24 protein-coding genes, 1 pseudogene and 1 other annotated feature are annotated in these 26,350 nt (G+C 55.1%); of the genes and pseudogenes, 4 read left to right on the top strand and 21 right to left on the bottom strand.

The genetic code is table 11. The features are described 5' to 3' along the window. Positions 1-26 precede the first annotated feature (26 nt). From dapB to CKK19_RS25440, 7 genes and pseudogenes are all read right to left on the bottom strand, one after another. Complete coding sequence (gene dapB, locus CKK19_RS16325) at positions 27-848, bottom strand: 4-hydroxy-tetrahydrodipicolinate reductase (RefSeq protein WP_022647011.1); 822 nt, start codon at positions 846-848, stop codon at positions 27-29. 205 nt (positions 849-1,053) lie between these two features. Then, positions 1,054-2,004 carry a 4-hydroxy-3-methylbut-2-enyl diphosphate reductase gene (gene ispH, locus CKK19_RS16330; RefSeq protein ID WP_022647010.1) on the bottom strand — a complete coding sequence of 317 codons (951 nt, stop codon included), beginning with the start codon at positions 2,002-2,004 and terminating at the stop codon, positions 1,054-1,056. Position 2,005: 1 nt separating this feature from the next. Further along, the gene (gene fkpB, locus CKK19_RS16335; RefSeq protein ID WP_022647009.1) at positions 2,006-2,455 is read right to left on the bottom strand and encodes an FKBP-type peptidyl-prolyl cis-trans isomerase; all 450 of its coding nucleotides are present in this window, start codon (positions 2,453-2,455) and stop codon (positions 2,006-2,008) included. Between the two features lie 116 nt (positions 2,456-2,571). Further along, on the bottom strand, positions 2,572-3,072 hold the full coding sequence (gene lspA, locus CKK19_RS16340) for a signal peptidase II (RefSeq protein WP_023299295.1): 501 nt from the start codon (positions 3,070-3,072) through the stop codon (positions 2,572-2,574). Continuing rightward, the gene (gene ileS / locus CKK19_RS16345; RefSeq protein WP_063853327.1) at positions 3,072-5,888 is read right to left on the bottom strand and encodes an isoleucine--tRNA ligase; all 2,817 of its coding nucleotides are present in this window, start codon (positions 5,886-5,888) and stop codon (positions 3,072-3,074) included. The genes lspA and ileS overlap by 1 nt, the downstream gene beginning before the upstream one ends. Positions 5,889-5,933: 45 nt before the next feature. Further along, positions 5,934-6,860 carry a bifunctional riboflavin kinase/FAD synthetase gene (gene ribF / locus CKK19_RS16350; RefSeq protein ID WP_063853326.1) on the bottom strand — a complete coding sequence of 309 codons (927 nt, stop codon included), beginning with the start codon at positions 6,858-6,860 and terminating at the stop codon, positions 5,934-5,936. A 7-nt stretch (positions 6,861-6,867) separates the two neighbouring features. Continuing rightward, positions 6,868-7,085 (bottom strand): annotated as a pseudogene (locus tag CKK19_RS25440) (DUF2575 domain-containing protein). 101 nt (positions 7,086-7,186) lie between these two features. Here CKK19_RS25440 and rpsT point away from each other — a divergent pair. Further along, positions 7,187-7,450 (top strand): 30S ribosomal protein S20, encoded by a 264-nt coding sequence (rpsT, locus tag CKK19_RS16355; RefSeq protein WP_003856458.1) that lies wholly within the window; start codon positions 7,187-7,189, stop codon positions 7,448-7,450. Positions 7,451-7,508: 58 nt separating this feature from the next. Here the strand turns inward: rpsT and nhaR are convergent, their stop codons facing one another. The 4 genes from nhaR to dnaK form a co-directional block, all read right to left on the bottom strand. Further along, positions 7,509-8,408: a transcriptional activator NhaR gene (gene nhaR / locus CKK19_RS16360; RefSeq protein WP_003856462.1), complete on the bottom strand. Its 900-nt coding sequence runs from the start codon at positions 8,406-8,408 to the stop codon at positions 7,509-7,511. 58 nt (positions 8,409-8,466) lie between these two features. Continuing rightward, positions 8,467-9,642, bottom strand: a complete 1,176-nt coding sequence (gene nhaA / locus CKK19_RS16365; protein ID WP_063853325.1) for a Na+/H+ antiporter NhaA — start codon at positions 9,640-9,642, stop codon at positions 8,467-8,469. Between the two features lie 173 nt (positions 9,643-9,815). Then, entirely contained in the window at positions 9,816-10,961 is a 1,146-nt protein-coding gene (gene dnaJ / locus CKK19_RS16370) for a molecular chaperone DnaJ (RefSeq protein WP_008502040.1), read from the bottom strand. A gap of 87 nt (positions 10,962-11,048) precedes the next feature. Then, positions 11,049-12,962: a molecular chaperone DnaK gene (gene dnaK, locus CKK19_RS16375; RefSeq protein WP_006810169.1), complete on the bottom strand. Its 1,914-nt coding sequence runs from the start codon at positions 12,960-12,962 to the stop codon at positions 11,049-11,051. Positions 12,963-13,258: 296 nt separating this feature from the next. Here dnaK and satP point away from each other — a divergent pair, with 296 nt between their 5' ends. Then, the gene (gene satP / locus CKK19_RS16380; protein ID WP_022647004.1) at positions 13,259-13,825 is read left to right on the top strand and encodes an acetate uptake transporter; all 567 of its coding nucleotides are present in this window, start codon (positions 13,259-13,261) and stop codon (positions 13,823-13,825) included. Here satP and CKK19_RS16385 read toward each other — a convergent pair. From CKK19_RS16385 to tal, 3 genes are all read right to left on the bottom strand, one after another. Further along, positions 13,802-15,124 carry an MFS transporter gene (locus CKK19_RS16385; RefSeq protein ID WP_023305417.1) on the bottom strand — a complete coding sequence of 441 codons (1,323 nt, stop codon included), beginning with the start codon at positions 15,122-15,124 and terminating at the stop codon, positions 13,802-13,804. The two genes, satP and CKK19_RS16385, sit on opposite strands and share 24 nt — an antisense overlap. A 122-nt stretch (positions 15,125-15,246) precedes the next feature. Next, positions 15,247-15,834, bottom strand: a complete 588-nt coding sequence (gene mog / locus CKK19_RS16390; protein ID WP_003856479.1) for a molybdopterin adenylyltransferase — start codon at positions 15,832-15,834, stop codon at positions 15,247-15,249. Between the two features lie 110 nt (positions 15,835-15,944). Beyond that, positions 15,945-16,898 carry a transaldolase gene (gene tal / locus CKK19_RS16395; protein WP_003856481.1) on the bottom strand — a complete coding sequence of 318 codons (954 nt, stop codon included), beginning with the start codon at positions 16,896-16,898 and terminating at the stop codon, positions 15,945-15,947. 262 nt (positions 16,899-17,160) lie between these two features. Here tal and CKK19_RS16400 point away from each other — a divergent pair, with 262 nt between their 5' ends. Both CKK19_RS16400 and yaaA read left to right on the top strand, forming a co-directional pair. Beyond that, positions 17,161-18,594: an alanine/glycine:cation symporter family protein gene (locus tag CKK19_RS16400; RefSeq protein WP_023299289.1), complete on the top strand. Its 1,434-nt coding sequence runs from the start codon at positions 17,161-17,163 to the stop codon at positions 18,592-18,594. 66 nt (positions 18,595-18,660) lie between these two features. Continuing rightward, positions 18,661-19,434, top strand: coding sequence for a peroxide stress protein YaaA (yaaA, locus tag CKK19_RS16405; protein ID WP_063853323.1), 774 nt, complete (start codon positions 18,661-18,663; stop codon positions 19,432-19,434). Between the two features lie 31 nt (positions 19,435-19,465). Here the strand turns inward: yaaA and CKK19_RS16410 are convergent, their stop codons facing one another. The 7 genes from CKK19_RS16410 to yjjY all read right to left on the bottom strand — a co-directional run bounded on the left by CKK19_RS16410 (position 19,466) and on the right by yjjY (position 26,272). Further along, on the bottom strand, positions 19,466-19,753 hold the full coding sequence (locus tag CKK19_RS16410) for a DUF2502 domain-containing protein (protein ID WP_022646999.1): 288 nt from the start codon (positions 19,751-19,753) through the stop codon (positions 19,466-19,468). Between the two features lie 248 nt (positions 19,754-20,001). Continuing rightward, entirely contained in the window at positions 20,002-21,288 is a 1,287-nt protein-coding gene (gene thrC / locus CKK19_RS16415; protein WP_063853322.1) for a threonine synthase, read from the bottom strand. Positions 21,289-21,291: 3 nt separating this feature from the next. Then, positions 21,292-22,221 carry a homoserine kinase gene (thrB, locus tag CKK19_RS16420; protein WP_023299286.1) on the bottom strand — a complete coding sequence of 310 codons (930 nt, stop codon included), beginning with the start codon at positions 22,219-22,221 and terminating at the stop codon, positions 21,292-21,294. A gap of 1 nt (position 22,222) precedes the next feature. Then, positions 22,223-24,685 carry a bifunctional aspartate kinase/homoserine dehydrogenase I gene (gene thrA / locus CKK19_RS16425; protein WP_063853321.1) on the bottom strand — a complete coding sequence of 821 codons (2,463 nt, stop codon included), beginning with the start codon at positions 24,683-24,685 and terminating at the stop codon, positions 22,223-22,225. 24 nt (positions 24,686-24,709) lie between these two features. Continuing rightward, positions 24,710-24,827 (bottom strand) — a sequence feature (Thr leader region). Next, on the bottom strand, positions 24,766-24,834 hold the full coding sequence (thrL, locus tag CKK19_RS16430; RefSeq protein ID WP_015572623.1) for a thr operon leader peptide: 69 nt from the start codon (positions 24,832-24,834) through the stop codon (positions 24,766-24,768). It overlaps the preceding feature by 62 nt. 211 nt (positions 24,835-25,045) lie before the next feature. After that, complete coding sequence (locus tag CKK19_RS16435; protein ID WP_063853320.1) at positions 25,046-25,732, bottom strand: tRNA/rRNA methyltransferase; 687 nt, start codon at positions 25,730-25,732, stop codon at positions 25,046-25,048. 399 nt (positions 25,733-26,131) lie between these two features. Then, positions 26,132-26,272 carry a protein YjjY gene (gene yjjY, locus CKK19_RS16440; RefSeq protein WP_001541509.1) on the bottom strand — a complete coding sequence of 47 codons (141 nt, stop codon included), beginning with the start codon at positions 26,270-26,272 and terminating at the stop codon, positions 26,132-26,134. Between the last annotated feature and the right edge of the window lie 78 nt (positions 26,273-26,350).

Raw genomic sequence — 26,350 nt, forward strand, 5'->3', positions numbered from 1 at the left:
AACCACATCACGATGGGTAATAACGCTTACAAATTGTTGAGTTCGAGCACATCTCGCATATCAAAAAGACCATTTGGCTTACCTTTTAGCCACAGTGCGGAGCGTACCGCCCCGTTTGCAAACGTCATGCGGCTGGATGCTTTATGTGTGATTTCGACCCTTTCACCAATATCGGCGAACATAGCGGTATGTTCGCCGACGATATCACCCGCGCGAACGGTGGCAAAACCAATGGTGCCAGGCACGCGCTCGCCAGTGTGACCTTCGCGAGAATAGACCGCGATGTCTTTCAAATCTTTATCCATTGCATAAGCAATCGCTTCGCCCATCGCCAGCGCCGTGCCAGATGGGGCATCGACTTTATGGCGGTGGTGCGCTTCAATAATCTCAATGTCGGTATAGTCGCCCATCACCTTCGCTGCCTTTTCCAGCAGTTTCAGCATAACGTTAACGCCTACGCTAAAGTTCGCGGCGAAGACAATTGCAATGTCGGCGGCTGCTTCCTGAATGGCCTGTTTACCGGCATCATCGAAACCGGTGGTGCCAATCACCATCCCTTTACCGTGCTGGCGGCAAAACGCCAGATGAGTCAAAGTGCCTTCCGGACGGGTAAAGTCGATGAACACGTCAAAGTCTTCTTTCACCGCCTCCAGGTTGCTCTGCACGGTAACGCCTGTCTTGCCCGCGCCTGCCAGCTCGCCCGCATCGGAGCCCAGCAGGGATGAACCTTCACGCTCTAGCGCCGCGCCAAGTGCCACGCCATCCATCTGTAGTGCCGCCTGTATCAGCTGGCGACCCATACGTCCACCCGCGCCCGCAATGGCGACACGGATCTGTGCATCATGCATAGTTATTCTCTTACGTTAAAATGATGTAAACCGTTTTCAGATTAACCAGCCTTCGCTAAGGCTGCCAACTGAAAACACCAATAATTAGAATTTAACGTGAAACCGACTCAGATATCAGTAAAAGACATGATTTTGTCGTCACGATAAGATACGAAGCAAAAAAAAGGCCAGCACAGAAGGTGCTGGCCTTTCATCAGAAAAGAAATTATTCCACTTCGCGGGCGTCAATTCGCAGCTCTTTCGGCACTTCAAAGACAATGTTCTCTTCACGGCCTTCCAGCGGCACCGCTTCGCCACCACCCAGCTCTTGCAGGCGGGCAATGACGTTTTGCACCAGAATATCCGGCGCTGAAGCACCTGCGGTAACACCGACGCAGGCCGCGTTTTTCACCCACGCTTCCTGAATGTCCGTTGCGTCGTCGATCAGAAACGCCGCTTTCCCCATACGCTGCGCCAGTTCGGCCAGACGGTTAGAGTTAGAGGAGTTTTTTGAACCGACCACCAGCACCACGTCCGCCTGTTCAGCCAACGCGCGCACGGCTTCCTGACGGTTGGTGGTTGCGTAGCAGATATCATCTTTGCGCGGCCCGACGATTTTTGGGAAGCGCTGGCGCAGGGCGTCAATCACGTCTGAGGTGTCGTCCACGGAAAGCGTCGTCTGGGTCATAAACGACAGACGCGCTTCGTTTTTCACATTCAGCGTAAAAACGTCTTCCGGCGACTCAACCAGATACATACCCCCTTCCGGGTTGCTGTACTGACCCATGGTGCCTTCAACTTCCGGGTGACCGGCATGGCCAATCAGAATCGACTCTTCACCACGACGGCTTGCACGCGCCACTTCCATATGCACCTTGGTCACTAACGGACAGGTGGCATCGAATACGGTCAGATCGCGGCTTTTGGCTTCGTTACGTACGGCCTGGGATACGCCGTGCGCGGAGAAGATGAGGATTGCGCCGTCCGGCACTTCGCTGATCTGCTCGATAAAAATCGCACCGCGCTCGCGCAGGCTGTCGACCACGTAGCGGTTGTGCACCACTTCGTGACGCACGTAAATCGGCGCGCCGTAAATCTCCAGCGCATTTTCAACAATGCTGATAGCGCGGTCTACACCAGCGCAAAAACCGCGCGGGTTAGCCAACAGGATCTGCATTTCAGTCCTCCAGCGCCGGATCGATCTCCAGCACTTCTACATCAAAATGAACGGTACGCCCGGCAAGCGGATGGTTGAAGTCAACGGTGATGGAATCCCCGTTGATTTCGCGGATCACGCCAGGCATTTCGCTGCCGTCCATAGCGGTAAAGAGCATAATCGCCCCGATCTCCGGTTCACCCGCATCCATAAACTCACGGCGCGAGAAGTACTGAATCAGATCCGGGCTTGGCACACCGAATGCCGCATCCGGCTCCAGTGAGAACGCTTTTTTCTCACCCTCTTTCAGCCCGAGAAGCTGTTGTTCGAGGCCTTCAGAGAGGGAGGTGTCGCCCAGACGAAACAGCGCCGGTTTGCCATTGTTGCGGGTGGATTCGGCCGTGGAGCCGTCATCCAGCTTCAGCGTGAAATGAACGAGAACCGCGCTGTTGCTCTGTACGGATTTAGACATGCAAATTGCTCGCTTGTTTTGGGTCACCTGTTGCCCGGTGGCGCTACGCTTACCGGGCCTACGGGGGCCACAAATTCTGTAGGCCGGGATCGCTACGCGTCACCCGGCTGGTTTTGTTACACCTGCTCTTTCGCGGCCGGTTTAGGCAAGAAGCCTTCCAGCACGATTAACGCTGCACCAACGCATATTGCGCTATCGGCGAGGTTAAAGGTCGCAAAGTGCCAGTCGCCGACGTAGAAGTCGATCATATCGACTACAAAGCCGTGCCACAGGCGGTCAAACAGGTTACCCAGTGCGCCACCAATGATCAGCGCGTAGGCGATGTTATTCAGCTTTTGCGTGGCCTTCGAGCGGTACATCAGCACCGCGAGCACGACGCAGATACCCATTGCGATACCTGCGAAGAACCAACGCTGCCAGCCACCGCTGTCGGCAAGGAAACTAAACGCCGCGCCGTAGTTGCGGGCGTAGTGCAGGTTAAGCGACGGGAACAGCGGGACCGTATCCCCCAGAGCGAAATTCTGGAGGATCAGGAACTTGCTGCCCAAATCAATAATCAGCACCACTACCACCAGCCACAGCCAGCGCAGTCCTGTTGAACAGAGAGTTTTACTCATCAGGCAAACTTACGTTTTTCGCCGTCGCCGGCGACGTTGCTTACACAGCGTCCGCAGATGTCTGCGTGTTCCGCCACCTGGCCGACATCGGTAGTGTAATGCCAGCAACGCGGGCATTTTTCACCATCGGCTTTGCTCAGTGCGACCTTCAGTCCTTTGAGCAGTTCGCTCTGCTGAGCATCAGCAGATGCCTCGGCATAATCCGCAACTTTCGCACCGGAGGTCAACAGGACAAATCGTAATTCATCGCCCAGCGCGGTCAGCTTCGCGGCCAGCTCAGGCTCTGCGTACAGGGTCACCGTCGCTTCCAGAGAGCCACCGACTTTCTTGTCAGCGCGCGCCTGCTCGATTACCTTGTTCACTTCGCCACGCACTTTCAGCAGCTCGTCCCAGTAGGCGTCGTTCATTGCTTCAGTGCTGGAGAGGTCGAACAGACCTTCGTACCACTCGCCGGTGAAGACATACTTCTCACGGTCGCCCGGCAGGTAACCCCAGATTTCATCTGCGGTGAAGGACATGATCGGCGCCATCCAGCGTACCAGCGCCTCTGCGATGTGGAACAGCGCGGTCTGGCAGCTACGACGCGCCACGCTGTCCGCTTTCGCGGTGTACTGGCGGTCTTTGATGATGTCGAGATAGAACGACCCCATCTCAATGGAGCAGAAGCGCATCAGGCGCTGCACCACTTCGTGGAAGTCGTAAGACTCATAGGCTTTCAGAATATCTTCCTGTGCCGCTTTCGCGCAGCCTACCGCCCAGCGATCGAGCACCACCATCTCTTCCGGCTTCACCATGTCTTTTACCGGATCAAACCCGTTCAGGTTCGCCAGCAGGAAGCGCGCGGTGTTACGGATACGACGATAGCTGTCAGCAGCACGTTTCAGGATCTCGTCAGACACCGCCATTTCGCCCGTGTAGTCGGTGGATGCCACCCACAGACGCAGAATATCCGCGCCCAGCTTGTTCATCACGTCCTGCGGAGAAACGGTGTTACCGATGGATTTGGACATCTTACGGCCCTGACCATCCACGGTGAAGCCGTGGGTCAGTACCTGGCGGTAAGGTGCTTTGCCCTTCATGGCGGTGGAGATCATCAGGGATGACATGAACCAGCCGCGGTGTTGGTCGGAGCCTTCCAGATACATGTCGGCAGCGTGACCGGCGAACTCAGGGCGCACGTCAACCACGGAGGAGTGGGTAGACCCGGAGTCGAACCACACGTCCAGGGTATCCGGCACTTTCTCGTAGTTGTCCGCGTCAGCGCCCAGGATGTCACGGGAATCGAGATCCCACCACGCCTGAATGCCTTCAACTTCAACGCGCTTCGCCACCTCTTCCATCAGTTCCAGGGTGTTCGGGTGCAGTTCCTGCGTCTCTTTATGCACGAACAGCGACATCGGCACGCCCCAGGTGCGCTGACGGGAGATACACCAGTCAGGACGGTTAGCCACCATGGATTCGATACGCGCCTGGCCCCAGTCCGGGATCCACTGCACGCCTTTGATCTCTTTCAGAGACTGCTCGCGCAGGCCTTTCTGGTCCATGCTGACGAACCACTGCGGGGTCGCACGGAAGATAATCGGGGTCTTATGGCGCCAGCAGCACGGGTAGCTGTGCTGCATTTTCTCAACGTGCAGCAGCGCGCCGCTGGTGCGAAGCATGTCAACGATGATGTCGTTGGCTTTAAAGACGTTGATACCGTCCAGCGCCGGGTAGGTGCCAGGCAGGTAAGAGCCATCCGGACCAACCGGGTTGGCGATTTCCAGACCGTATTTCAGGCTGATGTTGTAGTCGTCAGGACCGTGGCCGCCGGCGGTATGCACCGCACCGGTACCCGCGTCCAGCGTGACATGGTCGCCCAGGATCGCCGGAACGTCGAAGTCCAGGAACGGGTGTTTGAAGCGCATCAGCTCCAGCGCGTCGCCTTTTACGGTGCCCAGCACGCTGTAATCAGTGATGTTCGCGCGTTTAAGCACGCTTTCAACCAGATCTTTTGCCAGGATAACCGCGCGACCATCAATTTGTACCAGCGCGTACTCAAACTCACCGGACAGGGAAATGGCACGGTTGGCTGGTAACGTCCACGGGGTGGTGGTCCAGATAACCAGCGAGACTGGACCGCTTACGCCTGGCAGGCCAAATTTAGCTTTGATCGCATCCTGATCGACCGCTTCGAACGCCACGTCGATAGAAGGCGAGGTTTTGTCGTAATACTCTACTTCCGCTTCTGCCAGCGCAGAACGGCAGTCCACGCACCAGTGCACCGGCTTAGCGCCTTTATGCAGGTGACCGTTGCCGATGATTTTACCCAGCGCACGGATAATGTTGGCTTCGGTTTTGAAGTCCATGGTCAGGTACGGGTGCGACCAGTCGCCCAGCACGCCCAGACGGATGAAGTCAGCGCGCTGACCGTCTACCTGGGTGGCAGCGTATTCGCGGCATTTCGCGCGGAACTCTGCGGCGGTGAACTTCTCACCCGGCTTACCGTACTCTTGCTCCACTTTCAGCTCGATTGGCAGACCATGGCAGTCCCAGCCCGGAACATAAGGCGAGTCATATCCCGCGAGTCCTTTGGACTTCACGATAATGTCTTTCAGAATCTTGTTTACAGAGTGACCAATATGAATGCTGCCATTCGCATAGGGAGGGCCATCATGCAGAATGAAGGTTTTTTTGCCTTTTTTGGCTGCACGAATGATGCCGTACAGGTCATCATCAGTCCAACGCGCCAGCATTCCCGGTTCGCGCTTGGCGAGATCGCCGCGCATCGGGAACCCTGTTTCCGGCAAATTCAGGGTTGATTTATAGTCACTCATCAGATTCTCGGTTCCGTATTTATCACGTAGGCAGTTAAGCCGGTTCTAAAGCCCAAAAAACTCGCGGGCCGTTAATTCATCTCGCGCGATTTGCGCCTTAAGTTCATCCAGCGAAGCGAATCGCTGTTCATTGCGTATTTTTTTACGCAGTATCACATCTATATGGCGACCGTAGAGGTCCATTACAACGTCCAGCAGGTGTACTTCTAACTGTTGACGCACACCGGAAACCGTTGGACGTGTACCAATGTTGGCAACACCGTAGAAAGGCTTCTCACCCAGTCCTGCCACTTCCACCGCATAGACCCCTTTAACCGGGGAGACCTGACGACGCAGCGGTATATTCGCCGTCGGAAAACCTATCGTGCGGCCCAGCGCATCGCCATGGACCACACGACCTGAAATTGTGAACGGATGACCCAGCAGCGTTTCTGCCGTGTCCAGTTCATCGTTCGCCAGCGCCTGACGTACCGCCGTGCTGCTGACGCGCACCCCGCCCTCACAGAAGGTCATCGTACTGGTGACGTCAAACCCGTACTCCAGGCCAGCCTTCTGTAATAACAAGAAATCGCCCTGACGACCAGCGCCAAAGCGGAAATCATCGCCCACGGCGAGAAACTGCACGCCAAGCTGCCTGACCAACAGATCGCTGACAAAGTTTTGTGCGGTCAGCGCGGCAAACCGACGGTCGAAGCGTATGCACAGGACGTAGTCCACGCCGGACTCCGCCAGGTAGCGTAACTTCTCACGCAGACGCGTCAGCCGCGCGGGGGATTTCTCGCCGGCAAACAGCTCCAGCGGCTGCGGTTCGAAAATCATCACCACAACGGGCAGGCCACGCGCCTCCCCTTCTTTACGCAATCCCTGCAACAGCGCCTGATGCCCACGATGCACGCCGTCAAAATTACCAATGGTCAGCACGCACCCGTGCGGGGCTTGACTGAGATTATGTATGCCGCGTATCAGCTTCATGACTGGCTCAAAACAGTGAAAATCGCCAAAGTATACCTTGTACGGCGGTTAAGGTTAACCGGCGATTGTTCACGCGAAACAGAAAGCCGTATGATTTCATCAGGCTGACCTTTCACAGCAAAAAAATCTGCCCGAGAACTGCGATTTTTATGCCGAAAGGCTGTATTCACGAAAGACAAGCTGGTAGAATCCTGCGCCATCACTACGTAACGTAGCGTCGCTCATTAACGGCGCTTATTTGCACAAATCCATTGACAAAAGAAGGCAAAGAGGGCATATTCCTCGGCCTTTGAATTGTCCACATAGAACATATTTGGGAGTTGGACTTGGCTAATATCAAATCAGCTAAGAAACGTGCCGTTCAGTCTGAAAAGGCTCGTAAGCACAACGCAAGCCGTCGCTCTATGATGCGTACTTTCATCAAGAAAGTATACGCAGCAATCGAAGCAGGCGACAAAGCTGCAGCGCAGAACGCATTTAACGAAATGCAACCAATCGTGGATCGTCAGGCTGCTAAAGGTCTGATCCACAAAAACAAAGCAGCGCGTCATAAAGCAAACCTGACCGCGCAGATCAACAAACTGGCTTAATCGCTACTTGTTGTTGCTTGTTTGAAAGAACCCGCTTAACGCGGGTTTTTTTATGTCTTCAGATTGCCGGCGGCGTAAACAGCGCCGAGTAGTCGCGGTTGCAGATTCGCTGCACCGCCGGGTGCTGAATCATCCTTTCGGCGAATATGGCGTGATACTCTTCCATCACGTTATCCACCCTGCCAATCTCGGTAATCTTGTCGTCTGAATAGAGATCGTGCGCGTACAGCGTCGGGGCAACGAAGATAGCGTTGTGCGCCTCGCCAAAAGCCTTCATCAAAGCCGCATCGTCGAACTCACCGAGGATCTCCACGTTCAGCCCCTGCGAGTTAAACCAGTTCAGCAGCTTACGTCCGAGCATAGACCGCCTACCCGGCACCAGCAGGCGGCGCTCTTCCAGGCAAGCAGGAAACGGTTTTTCTGGCGGCGGATTAATGCACCAGAAACTGACGCCGCATTCGCCAATTTTCACCGAGAACAAGCCTTCCTGCTGCGTGGAGTCGATTGGGCAGTCCGAGATAATCATATCCAGCTTATGTTGGCTCAGCTGTTCCAGCAGCATCTCGTGAGTGGACTCAAAGCAGCGTAAATGAATCTGTTCATCTTCCACCACCGCCGCATCCAGCACACCGCTTACCAGCCGTTTGGACAACGCATCCGCCACGCCCACGTCAAAGAGCAGGTTCGACTCTTTGCGATAGTTAACGATATCCAGCATCTCCTGGCTCAGGGTGAACATCTTGTCCGCATAGCGGAACACCAGTTCGCCCAGCTCGCTCGGCTCAATGCCACGTCCTTTCCGCTTAAAAAGCTTGCCCTGTAAGCGCTCTTCCAGGGCTTTGATTTGCCCGGTAATAGTTTGTGGTGTCAGGTAGAGCGCCTCTGCCGCTCCCACGACCGAGCCCTGCTTGTAGACATGCCAGAAGTAATAGAGATGGTTATAGTTCAAATGAGACATCACGTTTTCACTCCCTGATAGTTTATCGGGAGAAGGCTTCCCTTCTCCCGGTTTCCTGTTATGCCTGGACAGCCTGTCCGGACAACTTCACCTTCAACAAGGTATAACCAATAACCGCGGCCAGTAACGACCCGATAAGAATGCCGAGTTTCGCCCAGACGATAAGCTCAGGCGCGCTGGTGCCAAACGCCAGCGTCGAGATAAAGATCGACATGGTGAATCCAATACCGCACAGCACGCCGATGGCCATAATCTGACTAAAGGTGGTTCCGTTTGGCAATGACGCCAGCTTCAGCTTCAGCGCCAGCCAGCAGAACAGGCTGATACCCAGCGGCTTACCGATAAACAAACCAGCGATGATACCCAGCGGCAGCACAGAGGTGAGTCCGTCCAGGGCAACACCGGCCAGGGAAACACCCGCGTTGGCAAATGCAAACAGCGGCAGGATCATAAAGCCCACCCACGGATGAAGCACATGCTCCAGCTGTCTGGCAGGCGATTTGCCGTCCTGCTCCTTCAGCGGAATAAAGAAGCCAACGATGACGCCCGCCAGCGTGGCATGCACGCCAGACTTCAGCACCGCCGTCCACAGCACCATCCCCACCAGAATATAAATACCCGTGCGTCGGACGTTGAAGACGTTCAGCAACGCCAGCACCGCAATAGCCACGGCCGCCACGCTCAGCGACAGAACCGACAGATCGCTGGTGTAGAACAGCGCGATAATCACGATAGCGCCCAGGTCATCGATAATCGCCAGCGCCATCAGGAAAATTTTCAGTGCTACCGGGACGCGGCTACCGAGCAAGGCTAAGACCCCGAGCGCAAACGCGATATCCGTTGCGGCCGGGATCGCCCAGCCGTCACGCGCAACCGGATCCTGCCACGCAAACGCGAGAAAGAGCAACGCGGGAACGATCATCCCGCCAATCGCCGCGATCACCGGAAACGCCGCGCGCTGTCGGCTGGCAAGAGAACCGATCACCAGCTCACGTTTGACCTCCAGGCCTACCAGCAGGAAGAACACCGCCATCAGCGCATCGTTGATCCACAGCAGCATGTTCTTGTTAATTTCCAGCGCCCCGACCTTCAGCTCGACGGGGGTTTCCAGAAATGCGTGATAGAGATCGCGCGTCATGCCCATATTGGCGAGCAGCATGGCGGCTGCAGCAGCAATAATCAGGATGACGCCGCCGGATGCCTCACTGCTAAAGAAACGGTGTAGTAATTTCACGTTTAAGCTCTCTTTTACAACAATACCTCGGTAAAACCATAATATCAGCGCAAACAGATCGGTAAAAACAGATTAATATTGGTTATAGATTCAGTTTAACCGAGGAATAACGCTATAAAGCAAAAAGCCCGGAATCGCTTCCGGGCTTTAAAGGATAGTAACCAGCTGGCAGGTTAGCGGGTTAAATCGTCGAAGAATTTTTTGACGCCATCGAAGAAGCTTTTGGAGCGCGGGCTGTTTTTCTCACCCGTCGGGCCACCAAAACTCTCCTGAAGCTCTTTCAGCAGCTGTTTCTGCTTGTCGTTCAGGCCGACCGGCGTTTCAACGACCACGCGGCATAACAGGTCACCCTGCGCGCCACCGCGAACGGATTTAACGCCTTTGCCGCGCATGCGGAACAGCTTCCCGGTCTGGGTTTCGCCAGGGATTTTCAGGTTAACGCGACCGTCCAGCGTCGGCACTTCGATTTCGCCACCCAGCGCCGCCATCGCAAAGTTGATCGGCACTTCACAGTACAGGTTGTTACCTTCACGCTCGAAGATGGCGTGCTGTTTAACCTGAACCTGAACGTACAGATCCCCTGCCGGTGCGCCGTGCTCGCCAGCTTCACCCTCACCTGCCAGACGGATGCGGTCGCCCGTATCCACGCCTGCCGGGATCTTAACGGACAGCGTTTTGGTTTTCTCCACGCGACCGTGACCGTGGCATTTGGTGCACGGATCTTTAATCAGCGTACCGCGACCATGACAATGCGGACAGGCCTGCTGCACCGCGAAGAAGCCCTGGCGCATCTGCACCTGACCGGAACCGTGACAGGTTGGACAGGTCTGTGGCTGAGTCCCCGCTTTCGCGCCGCTGCCGTGGCAAACGTCACACTCTTCCAGCGTCGGGATACGGATCTCTTTGGTTACGCCACGAACCGCTTCTTCCAGTGTCAGGTCCATGTTATAGCGCAGATCTGCGCCGCGCGCCGCGCGCTGACGACCACGACCGCCGCCGAAGATATCGCCAAATACATCGCCAAAGATGTCGCTGAAATCAGCGCCGCCGCCGAAGCCGCCGCCACCAAATCCACCGCCGCCCATGCCGCCCTGTTCAAAGGCCGCGTGACCATACTGGTCATAAGCCGCACGTTTTTGTGCATCGGTCAGGACTTCATAGGCTTCTTTAATCTCTTTAAATTTGGCTTCAGCCTCTTTGTCACCCTGATTACGGTCAGGGTGGAATTTCATGGCCAGGCGCTTATATGCCTTTTTGATTTCACGCTCTTCCGCAGTTTTCGGAACGCCTAAAATCTCGTAATAGTCTTGCTTTGCCATTGGTTTTTTTAAGCCCCTTAACATGCGAGCACGGGCGTGGAGAATACTCCTACGCCCGTGCCGATTAATTACCCTGCATCAGGGCGATTATTTTTTATCTTTCACTTCTTCGAACTCAGCGTCGACAACATCGTCGTCTTTCGCGTTGTTCTGGGAAGCATCAGCGCCCGCCTGCTGCTGTGCGTGCTGCTGCTGAGCGATTTCCATCAGCTTCTGAGAAACCTGTGCCAGCTCCTGCATCTTCGCTTCAATGTCCGCTTTGTCTTCGCCTTTCAGAGACGTTTCCAGCGCGCTCAGTGCAGTTTCGATCGCAGTTTTGTCTTCCGCTGGCAGTTTATCGCCCGCTTCTTCAACCTGCTTACGGGTGCTGTGCAGCAGATGGTCACCCTGGTTACGGGTCTGAACCAGCTCTTCGAATTTACGGTCGGATTCCGCGTTAGCTTCGGCATCACGAACCATTTTTTCGATTTCCGCTTCGTTCAGGCCAGAAGATGCCTTGATGGTGATCTTCTGCTCTTTACCGCTGTTTTTGTCTTTCGCAGACACGTGCAGGATACCGTCAGCATCGATGTCGAAGGTGACTTCGATCTGTGGCATGCCGCGTGGTGCCGGGTTAATACCGTCCAGGTTGAACTGACCCAGAGATTTGTTATCCGCCGCACGCTTACGCTCACCCTGAATCACATGGATGGTTACCGCAGACTGGTTGTCTTCAGCGGTAGAGAACACCTGGCTGTGTTTCGTCGGGATAGTAGTGTTTTTGTTGATGAGCGGAGTCATCACGCCACCCATGGTTTCGATACCCAGTGACAGCGGAGTAACATCCAGCAGCAGTACGTCTTTCACTTCACCCGTCAGAACACCACCCTGAACCGCAGCACCGATAGCAACCGCTTCGTCCGGGTTCACGTCTTTACGTGGCTCTTTACCAAAGAATTCAGCAACTTTCTTCTGAACCATTGGCATACGGGTCTGACCACCTACCAGGATAACGTCCTGAATATCAGACACGGACAGGCCAGCGTCCTGCAATGCAACTTTCAGTGGCTCGATAGAACGGTTCACCAGGTCTTCTACCAGGCTTTCCAGTTTCGCACGGGTCACTTTGATGTTCATGTGTTTTGGACCGGTCGCGTCTGCGGTGATGTACGGCAGGTTCACGTCGGTCTGCTGAGCGGAAGACAGTTCGATCTTCGCTTTCTCAGCCGCTTCTTTCAGGCGCTGCATGGCCAGCGGGTCGTTACGCAGGTCAATGCCCTGATCTTTCTTAAACTCGTCAACGAGGTAGTTGATCAGACGGGTATCGAAGTCTTCACCACCCAGGTGGGTATCACCATTGGTTGCCAGAACTTCGAAGGTTTTTTCGCCGTCAACGTCGTCGATTTCGATAATAGAGATATCGAAGGTACCACCACCCAGGTCGTAAACCGCGATAGTACGGTTACCAACTTCTTTATCCAGACCGTAAGCCAGTGCTGCTGCGGTTGGTTCGTTGATGATACGTTTTACTTCCAGACCTGCGATACGGCCAGCATCTTTGGTTGCCTGACGCTGAGCATCGTTGAAGTAAGCAGGTACGGTGATAACAGCTTCAGTTACCGGTTCACCCAGGTAATCTTCCGCGGTTTTCTTCATTTTCTTCAGCACTTCAGCAGAGATCTGCGGAGGTGCAGTTTTGGTGCCTTTCACATCAAGCCATGCATCGCCGTTATCGGCTGCGATGATTTTGTAAGGCATGATGGAAACGTCACGCTGAACTTCTTCGTCCTGGAAGCGGCGGCCAATCAGGCGTTTGATCGCAAACAGGGTGTTTTGCGGGTTTGTCACTGCCTGACGTTTAGCCGGCTGACCAACCAGAGTTTCACCATCCTGGGTATAAGCAATGATAGAAGGCGTGGTGCGATCGCCCTCGGCGTTCTCCAGCACACGTGCAGTAGTGCCATCCATAATCGCTACACAAGAGTTGGTAGTACCCAGGTCGATACCAATAATTTTACCCATCTAAACGTCTCCACTAAAAATTCAGTCAACATGTGGTTGTGTACCTGTAATAAGGGCAGAACGTGCTTTTTCAACTGCCCAGATTTGATTTTTTTCAGGTCCACACACTGCGGTTGCTTACAAGATGGGGTCACAACGGCATCCATCAAGGGGGAAGGATAAAAAATTTTTTAATTTCACCCCGATGAGATCATAGACGGCGCCGATGCCGCCCATTATGATGCCGCGCCCCGTCAGGGAGAACTGGCGCGGGTTTAACCATTTCACCATATTAATGATGATTTTTTTGAGGACTTATGGGCAACACTAAGTTGGCTAATCCGGCTCCGCTGGGCCTGATGGGTTTTGGCATGACCACCATTCTGCTGAACCTGCACAACATCGGGATGTTCCCGATGGACGGCGTAATCCTGGCGATGGGCATTTTTTACGGCGGTATCGCGCAAATTTTCGCGGGCCTGCTGGAATATAAGAAAGGCAATACCTTCGGCTTAACCGCCTTTACCTCTTACGGTTCGTTCTGGCTGACGCTGGTCGCCATTCTGCTGATGCCTAAAATGGGCCTGGCAGATGCTTCAAACGCCCATTTCCTGGGCGTGTACCTGGGACTGTGGGGCGTGTTCACCCTGTTCATGTTCTTCGGCACCCTGAAGGCGAACCGCGCGCTGCAATTCGTCTTCCTGAGCCTGACCGTGCTGTTCGCTCTGCTTGCCGCGGGTCACCTGGCGGATAACGAAGGCATCGTTCACGTTGCCGGCTGGGTCGGTCTGGTGTGCGGCGCAAGCGCTATCTACCTGGCAATGGGTGAAGTGCTGAACGAGCAGTTCGGCCGCACCGTATTACCGATTGGTGAAAAACACTGATCCCTCTGTCGTGCCCGCGTCGCGGGCACGACATCCCTCTGACTGGCGAAGCCACATCCCCAATACCAGCCCCATCAGCGATAACGCCAGCACGTACCATGCAGGTGCAAGGGGTGACAGCCCCATCAACACCGTGACCACAATCGGGGTCAGCCCACCGAAAATGGCATACGAGACGTTATAAGAGAAAGAGATGCCGGTGAAGCGTACCTCCGGCGGGAAGGCGCGGACCATTACGTACGGTACGGCGCCAACGACGCCCACGCACAGCCCGACGATGCCGTACAGCAGGAACAACTGTTCAGGATGGCTGCCCGCAAGATGGTAGAATGCCCAGCTCGACGCGGCCAGCAGCAGGCTGCCGACAATAAAGGTCACGCTGGCACCGAAACGATCCGCCGCCAGTCCCGCGGCCAGACAGCCAAAGCAGAGCATAATTGTCGCGATACTGTTCGCCTGTAACGTCACAGCAGGCGCAAAACCGTACTGTTTTTGCAGCCAGACCGGCGACATCAAAATGACCACCACGATACCCGCAGACAGCAGCCAGGTCAGAAGCATCGACACGACTACCGCTTTTTTATGCCGCACTACTACGGTTTTTACCGGCAATTCTTGCGCCAGCGCCTTCCGCTGCTGCATTTCCAGAAATACTGGCGTCTCCTGCAACCAACGTCGCAGGTACATTGCCACCAGCCCAAACGCCCCGCCCAGCAGGAACGGGATACGCCAGCCCCAGTCGTGAACGGCCTGTTGCGTCATGCTGGTATTGATGATGGTTGCAACCACGGAGCCAAGCAGGATCCCGATCGTCAGTCCTGCGGTCAGGGTTCCGCACGCAATGCCGATGCGGCGCACCGGGACGTGCTCAGCGACAAACACCCACGCGCCCGGCACTTCCCCGCCGATGGCCGCGCCCTGAAGAATACGCATCAGCAGCAGCAATAACGGGGCGATAATGCCCATCGACTCATAGGTAGGCAAAAGGCCAATCGCCAGCGTCGGCACGGCCATCAGCAGGATGCTGAGGGTAAACATCTTCTTGCGCCCAACCAGATCGCCAAAGTGCGCCATAACAATGCCGCCCAGCGGACGCGCCAGATACCCGGCAGCGAAAATGCCGAAGGTTTGCACCTGACGCAGCCATTCAGGAATATCAGCCGGGAAAAACAGCGCCCCCACGACGGCGGCGAAGAAGACAAAGATGATGAAGTCGTAAAACTCCAGCGCGCCGCCCAGAGCAGCGAGCGTGAGGGTTTTGTAGTCCTGTCGATTCAGAGGTCGGGTGTTATGTGACATAGCGAACCATTGTGCATGTGTTGTGGATTATTTTTTACAGCAATCGTAAAGAAAAAATTACTATATCGTAAATCCATTTACACGCTACTGCGGCTGGCGCTAATGTCACATTTAAAGCATTTTCAGGAGATTGTTTCGCGGCGAGCGCTTTTAGGGCGAAATGCTGCTACCACATTGCCGTCAGTTTCCACGTACGGACCGTCAAGCAGTTGTATACAATACGGTACACTTGCAAAGATACCGTGGACGATAACGCTCCCGTCTTCGGCTTTTACTCCTTCCAGCGTTTCTTTTATCGACTTCGGCTGCCCCGGCAGGTTCAGGATCAGCGCCTGTTTGCGGATCACCCCGACCTGACGGGAAAGAATGGCCGTCGGGACAAAGTGTAGACTGATCTGGCGCATCTGTTCACCGAAGCCCGGCATTTCACGATCGGCGATAGCCAGCGTCGCGTCCGGCGTTACATCGCGGCGCGCGGGGCCGGTTCCGCCCGTCGTCAGCACAAGGTGGCAGCTCATCTCATCCACCAGCTCACACAGGGTCTGCTCGATGATCGGCTGCTCGTCCGGGATCAGGCGAGTCTGGATCTCAAACGGGGTAGTGAGCGCGCTGCCCAGCCACGCTTCCAGAGCAGGGATGCCTTTATCCTGATAAACACCGCTGGAGGCGCGGTCAGAAATCGACACTAAGCCGATGCGTAAGGTATTCATATCCATTCCATTCAAAAAGTACTGATTAAAGGGAATGATACACGCAGAGAGAAAAATCAGACAGAGGCGGGGGAAAGAGGCGTGACCGGGAACCCGGTCACGCAGAATGATTACAGCAGGTCGCCGATCATTTTTTCCAGTTTTTCCTGGTCGATAGCAAACTTACGGATACCGTCCGCCAGTTTATCTACGGCCATTGGATCCTGGTTGTGCTGCCACAGGAACTCGGACTCGGTGATGCGCTCTGGGCGCGCTTTCACTTCACCGGTGTAGGACAGTTTACGCTCGATAGCTCCTTCGCTTTCTGCCAGCTCTTTCAGCAGCGCAGGGGCGATGGTCAGGCGGTCACAGCCAGCCAGCTCAATGATTTCACCGACGTTACGGAAGCTTGCGCCCATAACAACGGTCTCATAGCCGTGCTGTTTGTAGTATTCGTAGATTTCCGTCACGGAAATCACGCCTGGATCTTCAGACGCCGCATACTCTTTCTTGTCGGTGTTGGCTTTGTACCAGTCCAGAATACGGCCCACAAACGGAGAAATCAGGTATACGCCAGCTTCGGCACATGCACGCGCCTGTGCGAAGGAGAACAGCAGAGTCAGGTTACAGTTGATCCCTTCTTTTTCCAGCTGTTCAGCGGCGCGAATGCCCTGCCAGGTAGAGGCCAGTTTGATCAGGATACGGTCGTTGCTGATGCCCGCATCGTTGTACAGTTTGATCAGGCGTTTTGCTTTGGCAATAGACGCTTCGGTGTCGTAGGACAGGCGAGCATCAACTTCAGTAGAGATACGGCCAGGAACGAGCTTCAGGATTTCCAGACCGATGTTTACTGCCAGTTTGTCAGTCGCATCCACAACCTGCTGCGCGCGGTCATTGCTCTGTGCTTTTGCCCAGGTCACCGCCTCGTCGATCAGTTTGCGATACTCAGGGATCTGCGCGGCGTTAAGGATCAGAGAAGGGTTGGTTGTAGCATCCTGCGGCTGGTACAGCTTCATTGCCGCAATATCTCCGGTGTCAGCGACGACAGTGGTGAACTGACGAAGGGAGGTCAATTTATCCGTCATGATAGTGTTTCTCTTTTAACGTTCCCTGGATAATTCACACTACCGACAGCCTGCCAGCAGCGGAAAAATGACAGGTTTACTTGTTAGGGGGATGTAACCGGTCTGCCCTGATGATAACACGAGTGAGAGGCAGCGCAACCGCAGACAGTGCGCTTAGGCAGAGTATGATAAACTCAGAATATTAACAGGCTGCTAAGTAACAGCATGCACAATCAGTGGTAGCGCTTACATATTCACGTTGGCATCAACAAGAGGGACGTTAGTGCCTGATTTCTTTTTCTTTATTAACGAAGTTCTCTGGGGTTCAATCATGATATACCTGCTTTCAGGAGCAGGTATCTGGTTTACGTGGCGCAGCGGACTGATTCAGTTTCGCTATATTCGCAAATTTGGCAGAAGTCTGAAAAACAGCGTCACGCCACAGCCGGGCGGCCTGACCTCATTTCAGGCGCTCTGTACCAGCCTGGCCGCGCGCGTCGGCAGCGGTAACCTGGCCGGTGTCGCGCTGGCAATCGGCGCGGGCGGTCCGGGCGCGGTATTCTGGATGTGGGTGACGGCGATTATCGGTATGGCCACCTCCTTTGCTGAATGCTCGCTTGCGCAGCTCTACAAAGAAAAAGACGGCAACGGTCAATTTCGCGGCGGCCCCGCCTGGTATATGGCTCGCGGACTGGGAATGCGCTGGATGGGCGTCCTGTTCTCAATCTTTTTACTGATGGCCTATGGACTTATTTTCAATACCGTTCAGGCTAATTCCGTCGCCCACGCGCTGCGCTTTGCCTTCAATTGTCCGGAGTGGCTGACGGGCAGCGCGCTTGCCCTTCTCACCCTGCTGACCATTGTGACCGGGCTGAGAGGGGTTGCCCGCCTGATGCAGTGGCTGGTTCCGCTGATGGCGCTGCTGTGGGTGTCAACCAGCCTGTTGGTATGCGCGATACATATCGACGAAGTGCCGAACGTCATCGTCACCATTTTCCAAAGCGCGTTCGGCTGGCGCGAAGCGGCTTCCGGCGCGCTGGGTTACACCCTTAGCCAGGCGCTCACTGCGGGTTTTCAGCGAGGCATGTTCTCCAACGAGGCGGGAATGGGCTCCACGCCGAATGCCGCCGCAGCGGCCGCATCCTGGCCCCCGCATCCCGCTGCGCAGGGCATTGTACAGATGATTGGCGTCTTCACAGACACCATTGTTATCTGCTCCGCCAGTGCGATGATAATGTTGCTGTCCGGCGCCGTTGAACATCCATCCGGCAGTACAGCAGGCATTCACTGGGTACAACAGGCGCTGGTCTCCCTCGTCGGCGGTTGGGGCGCAGGCCTTGTCGCCCTTGTCGTGGGGCTTTTTGCCTTCAGTTCTATTGTGGTGAACTATATCTATGCCGAGAACAACCTTATTTTCCTGAAAGTTGACTCGCGTCTGGCCCGCAACATCCTTCGCGCGGGTGTGCTGGCGATGGTATTTGTCGGTTGCCTGCTCAGCATGCCGATGATCTGGCAACTGGCGGATGTCATTATGGCGCTGATGGCCATCACCAATTTGACGGCAATTTTGCTTCTTTCACCGGTTGTAGCGCTGATCGCGCGCGATTATCTGCGTCAGCGCAAGCTCGGCGTACAGCCCGTTTTTGACGCCTCACGCTATCCCGAAATCGAATCACAAATTGCCCCTGGCACCTGGGATGATTTGCCGCGGCAATAACAGCTATCGATCAATTCAGGGCGATTTTTTGTTAAAGTCGCTCTAAATTTCCTGCAAGGACTGGATATGCTGATTTTGATTTCACCTGCCAAAACGCTCGACTACCAGAGCCCGCTCGCCACTGAGCGTTATACCCAGCCGGAATTGCTGGACTACTCGCAACAGCTGATCCACGAGGCGCGTAAGCTTTCGGCTCCGCAAATCGCTTCGCTGATGAGCATCAGTGATAAACTCGCCGACCTGAACGCCACCCGTTTTCATGAGTGGCAGCCTGACTTCACGCCCGCTAACGCCCGCCAGGCGCTGTTGGCCTTCAAAGGTGACGTCTACACTGGCCTGCAAACAGAAACGTTTAGCGAAGCCGATTTCGATTTTGCCCAGCAGCATCTGCGCATGTTATCCGGCTTGTACGGGGTGCTGCGCCCGCTGGATCTGATGCAGCCGTATCGTCTGGAGATGGGTATTCGCCTGGAAAATGCTAAAGGCAAAGATCTGTACCAGTTCTGGGGCGATGTCATTACCGATAAGCTTAACGCGGCGCTGCAAGCCCAGGGGGACAACGTGGTGATCAACCTGGCCTCCGATGAGTACTTCAAATCGGTGAAGCCGAAAAAGCTGGATGCGGACATTATCAAGCCGGTGTTCCTCGACGAGAAAAACGGCAAATTTAAAGTGATCAGCTTCTACGCCAAAAAAGCGCGCGGTCTGATGAGCCGTTTCATCATTCAAAACCGCCTGACGAAGCCAGAGCAGCTCACTGGCTTTAACAGTGAAGGGTATTTCTTCGACGAGGCATCGTCAGGAAAAAACGAGCTGGTGTTTAAGCGTCACGAGCAATAAAAGACAACCCCGCCAGCTGGCGGGGTTTGTGTTAATGGTGCTTCCGGTCCGGCCCCGGGCGATGATCGTCATGACGGTGATGATCGTGACGATCGCGATGTTCATCGTGCGGACGCCAGTGGTTATCGCGCCAGTCATAGTGCGCTTTCCACCAGTCATGGTCGCGCCAGCGGCCGCCATCCCAGTAGTGTCCGTTATTATCCCGATCGCCAATTTGCAGTTTTACCGCAGGGACGAGGGTGATCTCAGCTGCCTGCACCGCCATGGGAGCGACCAGCATCAGTGAAAGCGCGATAAGTGCAGGTTTCAGTGTAGACATAGGTGACTCCTTATTCTTCTTGCCCAACGTGGGCCGATGTAAGGAGAGTACGTGATGGGAACGGTGGATGTTATTCTCTGCAATCCTAAACCATAAGTGACCGCATTTATTGGGAATTTCTGCTTTTTTCCTGCTGTTTTTCTCCTTATTTTCTCCATAAAAAAGCCGGGTGGCGGCTTCGCCTTACCCGGCCTACTTTCTGAAATGTTCCAGGCCCGGTAAGGCGTAGCCGCCACCGGGCAATAAACTCACGCTCGGGTCATCATCAGCTTACGCAGTGCGGCAAAGTCTGCGGGCAGCTCATGGGACAGCAACGGCAGGTCGGCGCGCTCGGCCAGCTCTTTTGGCAGCGGCAGCGTTTCACCCAGGATCGCTTCCACGCTCTCTTTGAACTTGGCCGGATGGGCGGTACCGAGGAACAGGCCATACTCACCCGGTTGAAGCTGATCGCGCAGGGCAAGATAGGCAATCGCCGCGTGCGGCTCAGAGGTATAGCCCACCGCTTTCAGCTCGCGCATGGTGGCTTTCGTGGTTTCGTCCGTCACCGCTGCGTAGCCCAGGTCGCCCAGACGCCAGACCTTACGGCGGAACAGCTCTTCCACACGCGGCCAGTTGTTAGGCTGTGACACATCCATCGCATTGGAGAGCGTGGCCTGCGTCGCGTTCGGCGCCCATTTTCCGTCCTTCAGGAAACGCGGCACGGTGTCGTTGGCGTTGGTAGCGGCGATAAAGCGCTTCACCGGCAGGCCGAGTGATTTCGCCAGCAGGCCCGCCGTCAGATCGCCGAAGTTCCCGCTTGGCACGGAAACTACCAGCTGATTGCGCGCGTCCTGCGGCAGCTGGGCCACCGCTTCGAAGTAGTAGCAGATCTGCGCCAGCAGACGGCTGATGTTGATGGAGTTGGCAGAGTTCAGCCCCAGCGCCGCCTTCAGCTCTTCGTCATCAAAGGCCTGCTTCACCAGCGCCTGGCAGGCATCGAAATCGCCGTCGATCGCCACGGTTTCAATGTTGCCCCCAAGAGTGCAGAACAGTTTTTCCTGAAGCGGGCTGATTTTGCCTTTCGGATAGAGGATCACCACGCGGACGTTTTTCAGGCCGTAGAACGCATGAGCCACCGCCGCACCGGTATCACCTGAGGTCGCGGTCAGGATGGTCACCGGTTTGTCGCCGCTGATGTGGGTCAGCATCTGCGCCATGAAGCGACCGCCGAAATCTTTGAACGCCAGCGTCGGGCCGTGGAACAGCTCCAGACAGCCAACGTCAGGCTCCACCTGCTTCACCGGGGCCGGGAAAGCAAACGCCGCGCGCACGCGCTCTTCGAGCAGCTCCTGCGGGATTTCGTCGCCAATAAACGCAGACAGAATTTTGGTGCTGCGGGTAACAAAGTCCTGCTTAAGCAGTTCATCGATTTCAGTCAGTTGAAATTCCGGCAGGTCGTGGGGGAAGAACAGCCCCTGATTTTTGCCCAAACCCTGCGTTACCGCCTGCGCAAAGCTGACCTGCTCGTTATGATCTTTAAGGTTGTAGAGTTTCATTCGTTATCCCAGTACTCGTGCGCCAGCCGTGTCCAGACGGCAAATATGAACAAAGCCTTCCTGATTTTGCAGGTAGTGTTTAGAGAGCCAGTCCGCCACGCGCTGCGCGGTGTCTGGCTTGTCGCATAAGGCGAACAGCGTCGGGCCGGAGCCGGAGATACCGCACGCCTGTGCGCCGATATCCATGGATGCCTGTCGCGCTTCGTTAAAGCCCGGCAGCAGCTTCGTGCGATACGGCTCGGCAATAACGTCTTTCATCAGTTTCGCCGCCAGCTGCGGCTGTCGGGTATAGCAGGCATGAATAAAGCCCGCCAGATGACGCCCGTGGGCGATACAGTCCTGACGACGATACTGCGCCGGCAGGATCGCACGCGCTTCGGCGGTAGAAACCTTAATGCCCGGATAGGCAAGCACCCACAGCCACTCATCAAACCCTGGCACCTGCTGGCTGATGATGCCATTTTCTTCAATCATCAGCTGCATGCCGCCAAGGAAGCACGGCGCCACGTTATCATAATGAATGCTGCCGGAGATGCGCCCTTCCAGCTCGCCCATCAGCGCCAGCAGGCGGCTGTTGTTCAGCGGCTTGCCGCAGTGCTCATTCATCGCCACCAGCGCGGCGACCACCGAGCAGGCGCTGGAGCCGAGTCCCGAACCAATCGGCATGCTCTTTTCCAGCGTCATGGCGACCGGCACGTTTTTACCGATCTCCTGACAGAAGCGTTCCCAGCACTGATAAACGATATTCTCACGCGGTTCAGGCGGCAGCTTGCTGGCAAAACGGCCGACGTTATTCAGGCTGAAGCGCTCTGCCGCCTCAACCGTTACCGTATCGCCCAGCAGCGAACCATCCACCGGCGTAACCGCCGCGCCCAGCACGTCAAATCCGACGCTCATATTGGCGCTGGAAGCCGGGGCATATACTTTAACCATCTTAAACTCCTAACTTCCATGACAGGGTACGCAGCAGATCGGCAAACACGCCCGCCGCCGTCACATCATTCCCTGCGCCATAGCCGCGAAGTACCAGCGGCAGTGGCTGATAATAATGGCTGTAGAACGCCAGGGCGTTCTCGCCGTTTTTCACCTTGTACAGCGGATCGTTGCCATCCACTTCGGCAATCTTCACGCGGCAGACGCCGTCTTCTTCAATATTGCCAACATAGCGCAATACCTTACCTTCATCACGGGCTTTCGCAACGCGGGCGGCAAAGGCGTCGTCAAGCTGCGGCAACCTGGCCATAAAAGCGCTGACGTCGCCGCTGTCATCAAATTCTGCTGGCAGCACCGGCTCAATCACGATATCCGAAAGCTCCAGCTCGCGGCCGGTTTCGCGCACCAGGATCAGCAGCTTACGCGCCACATCCATACCGGAGAGGTCGTCGCGCGGATCCGGCTCGGTGTAGCCCAGCTCGCGCGCGGCGCGGGTGGCTTCCGACAGGCTCATCCCTTCGTCCAGCTTGCCGAAGATAAACGACAGGGAGCCGGAGAGGATGCCGGAGAAACGCTGTAGTTCGTCGCCCGCGTTCAGCAGGTTTTGCAGGTTCTCGATGACCGGCAGGCCTGCGCCCACGTTGGTGTCATACAGAAACTTGCGGCGCGACTTGCTCGCCGCCAGACGCAGCTGGTGATAGTAATCCATCGACGAGGTGTTGGCCTTTTTGTTCGGCGTCACCACATGGAAACCTTCGCGCAGGAAATCCGCGTACTGATCGGCCACAGCCTGGCTGGAGGTACAGTCGACGATCACCGGGTTAAGCAGGTGATACTCTTTCACCAGACGGATCAGACGACCCAGGTTGAACGGCTCTTTCGCCTCTTCCAGTTCCGCCTGCCAGTTTTCCAGGTTCAGACCGTGGACGTTAGTCAGCAACGCTTTCGAGTTCGCAATTCCGCAGACGCGCAAATCGATATGTTTCTTCTTAAGCCACTCCTGCTGGCGCTTTACCTGCTCCAGCAGCGCGCCGCCGACGCCGCCGACGCCCACCAGGAACAGCTCAATCACCTGGTCGGTGTTGAACAGCATCTGATGCACCACGCGCACGCCGGTAGTGGCGTCATCGTTATCCACGACAACGGAAATTGAACGCTCTGATGAGCCCTGGGCAATCGCCACGATATTGATATTGGCCCGCGCCAGGGCGGCAAAGAATTTGGCGGAGATTCCGCGCAGGGTGCGCATGCCGTCGCCTACCACGGAGATCACGGCCAGACGCTCCTGAATCGAGAGCGGCTCCAGCAGCTCTTCTTTCAGCTCCAGGTAGAACTCTTCTTCCAGCGCGCGACGGGCGCGCAGGCAATCGCCCTGCGGGACGCAGAAGCTGATGCTGTATTCGGAAGAAGACTGCGTGATCAGCACCACGGAGATCCCATTACGGGACATGGCCGCAAACACGCGTGCCGCCATGCCAACCATACCTTTCATACCCGGGCCAGAGACGCTGAACATCGCCATGTTATTAAGGTTCGAAATGCCTTTTACCGGCAGGTTATCTTCATCAGCGCTGGCGCCAATCAGCGTACCCGGCGCCTGCGGATTACCGGTGTTTTTAATCAGGCAAGGGATCTGGAACTGGGCAATCGGGGAGATGGTACGTGGGTGAAGCACTTTGGCGCCGAAGTAGGAAAGCTCCATCGCTTCCTGGTACGACATCGACTTCAACAGCCTGGCGTCCGGCACCTGGCGCGGGTCGCAGGTATATACACCATCAACGTCAGTCCAGATCTCACAACAGTCTGCACGTAAACAGGCCGCCAGCACGGCAGCGGAGTAGTCAGAGCCGTTACGCCCCAGCACCACCAGTTCGCCCTTCTCGTTACCGGCGGTGAAGCCTGCCATCAGGATCATGTGGTCAGACGGGATTTTGCTCGCCGCAATGCGGCGTGTCGACTCGGCAATGTCGACGGTGGATTCAAGGTAGTGTCCCACAGCCAGCAGTTTTTCAACCGGATCGATGACCGTCACGTGGTGACCGCGCGCTTCCAGCACGCCTGCCATGATGGCGATAGAGAGTTTTTCACCCCGGCAAATTAGCGCCGCGTTGATGCTGTCCGGGCATTGACCCAGCAGGCTGATACCGTGAAGGACGTGTTTAATCTGGGCAAATTCGAGTTCCACGGTGCTTTTCAGCTGCGCCAGCGGGAAGCCAGGCTGGGCGTCTGCCAGCCCCTGAAGCAGTTCAGCGAAGATACGTTCGGCGTCGCTGATGTTCGGAAGTGCATCCTGGCCACCGATGGTTTTTTCAATCATCGCCACCAGATGGTTCGTGATTTTTGCCGGGGCAGAGAGCACGGTAGCAACCTGCCCCTGCCTGGCGTTACTTTCCAGGATATCGGCAACACGCAGAAAACGCTCTGCATTTGCCACTGATGTACCGCCGAACTTCAACACTCGCATGGTTCTACCTCATTTCCTTTAGCCGAAAAAAAAGCCCGCACTGTTCAGGTGCGGGCTTTTTTCTGTTTTTCCTGTACGCGTCAGCCCGCATCGTTACCTGTGGTAATGATGATGGTTGTAGTAATGGTGGTGATGCTGATGCGTTTCATGGATGTTGTGTACTCTGTCATTATTATCTGTCTGTGCTCTATTCTTTTAGGGTTAAAGGATCGGACACCTTAAGTCAATGAATTTTTAATTTGATCACAACTCGGGACATTCTCACGTCCCGCTGCGTGCAGATTTATTTTCATCGGAATACCCCAGATGCAACCCCAGACATCAGCAGGATCGGCCATAATAAAAACCTATGACACTATTTTACTCGGCTAATTTTTTTTCAATATCATGAAGCAACCGGTGCAGCATTGCCGTGTCGCGCTGTTCAAGACGCCCCAGGCGCTGCTGTAACCAGTCCACCATTTTTTGATCGTCAGCGACGCCCAGTTGCTCGAGAAGCTTATCTGCACGAATACGCAGCGCCGCCAGCTGGTTTTCATCCGTTACTGACGCTGGCGGCTGAGGAATTTGTATTAAGGATGCTAATTGATAGCAGTACACCATCACCGCCTGCCCCAGATTAAGTGACGGATAATCCGCCACCATCGGCGCGCCCGTCAGCACGTCAGCCAGTTCCAGTTCTTCGTTAGTCAGCCCGGAATCTTCTCGCCCAAACACCAGCGCGGCTTTCTCCAGCCACTGGCTTTTCTCTTCCAGCATTGGCACCAGTTCAGCAGGCGTGGCGTAATAATGAAACTTCGCCCGGCTGCGCGCGGTCGTCGCGACGGTAAACGAAATATCGTGCAGCGCCTCAGCGAGCGTAGCGTAAGTGGTTATATTATCGAGAATATCACCCGAACCGTGCGCCACCCATCGCGCAGCAGGCTCCAGATGCGCCGCGCTGTCTACGATACGCAAATCGGTAAAACCCATGGTCTTCATGGCACGCGCCGCAGCGCCAATATTTTCAGCTCTTGCTGGTGCCACCAGCACAATCGACAGATGCATTTATGCTCTCTTTTTAATCAGTTAGCAGGTAAAAATGTGATTCACTTCAACATATTACGCAGCACGAATTTACAATTTTGCAACACAAATCACCGAAATAGCGTTTCATAACAATTAAAAAAAGCTAAACTATTTTGTGGCTGAACAATCAGTTAGAATGTTAACAGAAGTCCATTATCCTTATGTTTTGTAATGATAATGACCTTATGAATACTCTTTTCCGATTGGATTCGTACCGTTTATCAATCAATGTCCGCAACTAGTTGGTTTATTGAAAAATTGTGACAAAGGCTAGCATTCAGCTACGATGATTTCATCAAACTGTTAACGTGCTACAATTGAACTTGATATATGTCAACGAAGCGTAGTTTTATTGGGTGTCCGGTGTCACTTAGCCTGTTATGTTGCTGTTAAAATGGTTAGGATGACAGCCGTTTTTGACACTGTCGGGTCCAAAGGGAAAGTACCCACGACCAAGCTAATGATGTTGTTGACGTTGATGGAAAGTGCATCAAGAACGCAATTACGTACTTTAGTCACGTTAAGCCGATCATGTTAATTTGCGACATGCATCAGGCAGGTCAGGGACTTTTGTACTTCCTGTTTCGATTTAGTTGG

It is taken from the genome of Enterobacter sp. CCUG 70166 (assembly GCF_020224095.1).
Classification (GTDB): domain Bacteria; phylum Pseudomonadota; class Gammaproteobacteria; order Enterobacterales; family Enterobacteriaceae; genus Enterobacter; species Enterobacter intestinihominis.